The following is a 5,959-nucleotide window of genomic DNA, read 5'->3' as shown; positions in this document are numbered from 1 at the left end:
CACACCGTTTGATTTTTTTGTATTTTTATCGTTAGAGAGATATTTATGTTTCTGAGTTCTTGTTAGGTTTGGCGATGACCTACTCTCCCACGCCTTAAGACGCAGTACCATCGGCGCTAAGGCACTTAACGGCTGGGTTCGGGATGGAACCAGGTGTTTTGCTCTCGCTATGATCACCAAACCAAAGAAGGACTCGGAAACTGAGTTTGTCGGCATATTATATTTGCGACGAACTTCTGTCCCCGTCTTTCCTGACGGGTTTGTCTAACCTTGTCCAAGTCAAATACATCTAATGTATTGTGTATGCTTTTGAGTTTTTCCGTAGGGCGGGTTTGTACCCACCTTACTGCGCAGAAGTCTTGCTTCTACTGGATCAAATCAAGCCTATCGAGCCATTAGTACCAGTCAACTGAACGTATTACTACGCTTACATCTCTGGCCTATCGACGAGGTGGTCTACCTCGGCTCTCAGGGATACCTTGTTTTGAGGGGGGCTTCCCGCTTAGATGCCTTCAGCGGTTATCCTGTCCGATCATAGCTACCCAGCACTGCTATTGGCATAACAACTGGTCCACCAGTGGATCGTTCACCCCGGTCCTCTCGTACTAGGGGCAACTCCTCTCAAGTATCCTACACCCACGGAAGATAGGGACCGAACTGTCTCACGACGTTCTAAACCCAGCTCACGTACCTCTTTAAACGGCGAACAGCCGTACCCTTGGGACCTGCTCCAGCCCCAGGATGAGATGAGCCGACATCGAGGTGCCAAACACTGCCGTCGATATGGACTCTTGGGCAGTATCAGCCTGTTATCCCCGGCGTACCTTTTATCCGTTGAGCGATGGCCCTCCCACTTGGGACCACCGGATCACTATGGCCGTCTTTCGACTCTGCTCGACTTGTCAGTCTCGCAGTCAGGCTGGCTTCTGCCATTGCACTCAACGAGCGATTTCCGACCGCTCTGAGCCAACCTTCGCGCGCCTCCGTTACGATTTAGGAGGCGACCGCCCCAGTCAAACTACCCGCCACACAGGGTCCCGGATCCGGATAACGGACCGCGGTTAGACATCAAGCAGAATAAGGGTGGTATCTCAAGGGAGGCTCCACGCAGACTGGCGTCCACGTTTCAAAGCCCACCACCTATCCTGCACATATTCGGCCTAATGCCAGTGTGAAGCTGTAGTAAAGGTGCACGGGGTCTTTCCGTCTAACCGCGGGAAACCTGCATCTTGACAGGTAATTCAATTTCGCTGAGTCTATGTTGGAGACAGCGGGGAAGTCGTTACGCCATTCGTGCAGGTCGGAACTTACCCGACAAGGAATTTCGCTACCTTAGGACCGTTATAGTTACGGCCGCCGTTTACCTGGGCTTCAATTCAGAGCTCTCACCCCTCCTTTTAACCTTCAGGCACCGGGCAGGCGTCAGACCCTATACGTCGTCTTACGACTTCGCAGAGCCCTGTGTTTTTAATAAACAGTCGCCACCCCCTGGTTTGTGCCCCCAGCCCCTAGTTGCCTAGGAACCGGGCCTCCTTCTCGCGAACTTACGGAGGTATTTTGCCGAGTTCCTTCAACATAGTTCTCTCAAGCGCCTTGGTATTCTCTACCAGTCCACCTGTGTCGGTTTAGGGTACGATCTAGCGATGGAGCTATTTCCAGGAACCTGTTGGCAGCCCATCCAATCCGATAAGGATGAACTACGTTTCAGATCCGTCACTTCCATCTGGCCCAGGAATATTAACCTGGTTCCCATCGACTACGCCTTTCGGCCTCGCCTTAGGGGTCGGCTTACCCTGCTCAGATTAGCTTTAAGCAGGAACCCTTGGACTTTCGGCGAGAGTGTTTCTCACACTCTTTGTCGCTACTCATGTCATCATTCTCACTAGTGATCTCTCCACCGGATCGCTCACGCGCCGGCTTCACAGAAAAGACTGCGTCTCCAATACCCGTAGGGTGGGTAAAACCCACCTTGGGTCAAGGAGACAAAGTCTTATGTCACACTACGCTCTGCTACCATGCAATAAATGCATCCTCAGCTTCGGCTCATGGCTTGAGCCCCGTTACATCTTCGCCGCAGGACAACTTGTTTAGACCAGTGAGCTGTTACGCTATCTTTAAAGGATGGCTGCTTCTAAGCCAACCTCCTGGTTGTTTTGGTCGTCCCACCTGCTTTCCCACTTAGCCATGAATTAGGGGCCTTAGCTGGAGGTTAGGGTTGTTTCCCTCTTCACGACGGACGTTAGCATTCGCCGTGTGTCTGCCGACTAGTACTCCTCGGTATTCGGAGTTTGGTTAGGATCAGTAAGACGGTGAGTCCCCATTACCCATCCAGTGCTCTACCCCCGAGGGTATTCGGTCGACGCTCTACCTAAATAGATTTCGCAGAGAACCAGCTATCTCCGAGTTTGATTGGCCTTTCACCCCTAGGCACAGCTCATCCCGATCTTTTTCAACAGATGTGGGTTCGGTCCTCCAGTTAGTGTTACCTAACCTTCAACCTGGCCATGCCTAGATCACTCGGTTTCGGGTCTGATCCCACAAACTCAACGCCCTATTAAGACTCGCTTTCGCTACGCCTACACCTAACGGCTTAAGCTTGCTTGTGAGACCAAGTCGATGACCCATTATACAAAAGGTACGCTGTCAGGGCGTAAAGCCCCTCCAACTGATTGTAGGCGTTCGGTTTCAGGTACTGTTTCACTCCCCTCGTCGGGGTGCTTTTCACCTTTCCCTCACGGTACTGGTTCACTATCGGTCAGTAAGGAGTACTTAGCCTTCGAAGGTGGTCCTCCGATCTTCAGACAGGATTTCACGTGTCCCGCCCTACTTAATACGTCCAATCATGCTTCTTATACGGGACTATCACCCACTCTGGTTGCGCATTCCAACGCATTCTAACCACATTCATGGCTCGGCTGGTCCCCGTTCGCTCGCCGCTACTAGGGGAGTATCAATTGATTTCCTTTCCTCCGGGTACTTAGATGTTTCAGTTCCCCGGGTTTGCTTTTATAAACCTATGTATTCAGTCTATAAATACCTGGTTTACCTCATTATTAGCTGCTCATTGCTGAGCAATAATAACAAAGTATCAGGTGGGTTGCCCCATTCAGAAATCCATGGATCAAAGCTTATTCTCAGCTCCCCATGGCTTATCGCAGAGTATCACGTCTTTCATCGCCTCTTACTGCCAAGGCATTCACCAAACGCCCTTTTCGCGCTTGATTTGATCCAGAAAAAGCAAGACTTGCGTCTCGCGCGATCCACAGAAGCTGGTAAGAAACTGCAGACCCTTATTCCGGTTCAAAAGCATACTTTTTCCCGCCTGGATTCTAAATCCAGACAACGAGGCATGCAGATAGGTGTCAGCCGTGCGGGCAAACACCGTCATACCTCTGGTTAGTGTACTTGACTTGGACAACACGTCTTTTTCAGCCGCGATACACGCAGAAGACCGAGGAAACAGTCCGCTACATGCCGGCTAACCGAAGTTAGCAGCAACTGAGATCATCATCTTACGCGATGTGACCAACAGTGTTGTTAGTATCTCTCTTTACGATGTCAATTCGTCTGCAGAACAGACGTCCAAACATTCAGCGAATGCTTGAAGATGTGTTCTGCTGCTGCGCTTGCCCAACCCGTGCCTTGCTGCGCAAAACCCTGTTTGGGCGACGACCTTCTTACGAAAGTCTTGGTGGAGCCTAGGAGGATCGAACTCCTGACCTCCTGAATGCAAATCAGGCGCTCTCCCAGCTGAGCTAAGGCCCCAGAGTGTTTTGCAAAGCAAAACGCGCGTCGTGCTGGCAGGCTCTTTTGCTTGCAAAAGATGCCGAGAAGCACCGCTATCGTCATTCTCGCGCATCCTTTGGATACGCTGTCATGACAACGCGTTTTGCCGAAGGCAAAATCGCTTGGTGGGTCGAGGAGGACTTGAACCTCCGACCTCACGCTTATCAGGCGTGCGCTCTAACCACCTGAGCTACCGACCCATACGAGCGGTAGCTCGTGTTCTGTTTCTGAAGAGATATGAGGACGGCTCGGTCCTGAGTAACACCCGAAAGTGTTCTCATGATTTGGACTGCTTTGTTTGCAGTCCTGCTAAGTGTTCCACGACTTTTTATGCGCTACCGCTTCGCTACTTGAGCGCGTCGGCATCCCATAAATCATGCTAGAAACATCCTTAGAAAGGAGGTGATCCAGCCGCAGGTTCCCCTACGGCTACCTTGTTACGACTTCACCCCAGTCGCTGATCCTACCGTGGCCGCCTGCCCCCCGAAGGTTAGCGCAGCGTCGTCGGGTAGAACCAACTCCCATGGTGTGACGGGCGGTGTGTACAAGGCCCGGGAACGTATTCACCGCGTCATGCTGTTACGCGATTACTAGCGATTCCGACTTCATGGGGTCGAGTTGCAGACCCCAATCCGAACTGAGACAGCTTTTTGGGATTAACCCATTGTCACTGCCATTGTAGCACGTGTGTAGCCCAACCCGTAAGGGCCATGAGGACTTGACGTCATCCACACCTTCCTCCCGCTTATCACGGGCAGTTTCTTTAGAGTGCCCAGCCGAACTGCTGGCAACTAAAGATGTGGGTTGCGCTCGTTGCCGGACTTAACCGAACATCTCACGACACGAGCTGACGACAGCCATGCAGCACCTGTCACTGCGTCCCCGAAGGGAACGTACCATCTCTGGTAGTGGCACAGGATGTCAAGGGTTGGTAAGGTTCTGCGCGTTGCTTCGAATTAAACCACATGCTCCACCGCTTGTGCGGGCCCCCGTCAATTCCTTTGAGTTTTAATCTTGCGACCGTACTCCCCAGGCGGAATGCTTAATCCGTTAGGTGTGTCACCGAATAGCATGCTACCCGACGACTGGCATTCATCGTTTACGGTGTGGACTACCAGGGTATCTAATCCTGTTTGCTCCCCACACTTTCGTACCTCAGCGTCAGTATCGAGCCAGTGAGCCGCCTTCGCCACTGGTGTTCCTCCAAATATCTACGAATTTCACCTCTACACTTGGAATTCCACTCACCTCTCTCGAACTCAAGATCAACAGTTTTAAGGGCAGTTCCGGGGTTGAGCCCCGGGATTTCACCCCTAACTTGCTGGTCCGCCTACGTACGCTTTACGCCCAGTAATTCCGAACAACGCTAACCCCCTCCGTATTACCGCGGCTGCTGGCACGGAGTTAGCCGGGGTTTCTTTACCAGGTACTGTCATTATCATCCCTGGCGAAAGTGCTTTACGACCCTAAGGCCTTCATCACACACGCGGCATGGCTAGATCAGGCTTGCGCCCATTGTCTAAGATTCCCCACTGCTGCCTCCCGTAGGAGTCTGGGCCGTGTCTCAGTCCCAGTGTTGCTGATCATCCTCTAAAACCAGCTAAAGATCGTAGACTTGGTAGGCCATTACCCCACCAACTATCTAATCTTACGCGGGCCAATCCAATGGCGATAAATCTTTCCCCCGAAGGGCACATACGGTATTACCCTCAGTTTCCCGAGACTATTCCGTACCAAAGGGTATGTTCCCACGCGTTACTAACCCGTCCGCCGCTCGGTCCCGAAGGACTGCGCTCGACTTGCATGTGTTAGGCCTGCCGCCAGCGTTCGTTCTGAGCCAGGATCAAACTCTCAAGTTGAAAAGCATTTACATGCTTATCCTTGACGTCGAACCTCTGCACATCGACCTGCAGTACTTACTGAATACTACAGGCGTCTTTCTGTTTGATGTACTTAAAGTTACCAAAGTAACCGAAAGCCACTCAAACAGTGAAGCTGACACCTCATCATCGGGCCGAAACCCTAAAGGCGCGATATACAGACGTTGATCCATCGAATGAACCAAACCGCCCACATATCTCTTCAGATATCTAATTTTCAAACAACGTCGAGACAAATAAAACCAGATGCGCCCTAACAACGGCGCGCCCCGCCTCATAAACCTCAGAATTTT

Annotated in this window: 2 tRNA genes and 3 rRNA genes; all 5 read right to left on the bottom strand. The window is 51.7% G+C overall.

Annotation, left to right across the window (positions count from 1 at the left end):
• Positions 1–66: 66 nt before the first annotated feature.
• A 5S ribosomal RNA gene (gene rrf / locus OS190_RS20440) occupies positions 67–181 on the bottom strand.
• Positions 182–374: 193 nt separating this feature from the next.
• Positions 375–3,224: ribosomal RNA gene (locus OS190_RS20435) — 23S ribosomal RNA — on the bottom strand.
• A gap of 465 nt (positions 3,225–3,689) precedes the next feature.
• A tRNA-Ala gene (locus OS190_RS20430) sits at positions 3,690–3,765 on the bottom strand.
• Positions 3,766–3,909: 144 nt separating this feature from the next.
• A tRNA-Ile gene (locus OS190_RS20425) sits at positions 3,910–3,986 on the bottom strand.
• 195 nt (positions 3,987–4,181) lie between these two features.
• A 16S ribosomal RNA gene (locus OS190_RS20420) occupies positions 4,182–5,645 on the bottom strand.
• The 16S, 23S and 5S rRNA genes sit together here with 2 tRNA genes alongside, the layout of an rRNA operon.
• Between the last annotated feature and the right edge of the window lie 314 nt (positions 5,646–5,959).

Source organism: Sulfitobacter sp. F26204 (genome assembly GCF_026410305.1).
Lineage (GTDB): Bacteria > Pseudomonadota > Alphaproteobacteria > Rhodobacterales > Rhodobacteraceae > Sulfitobacter.
This window is presented reverse-complemented; position numbering and strand designations above follow the sequence as displayed.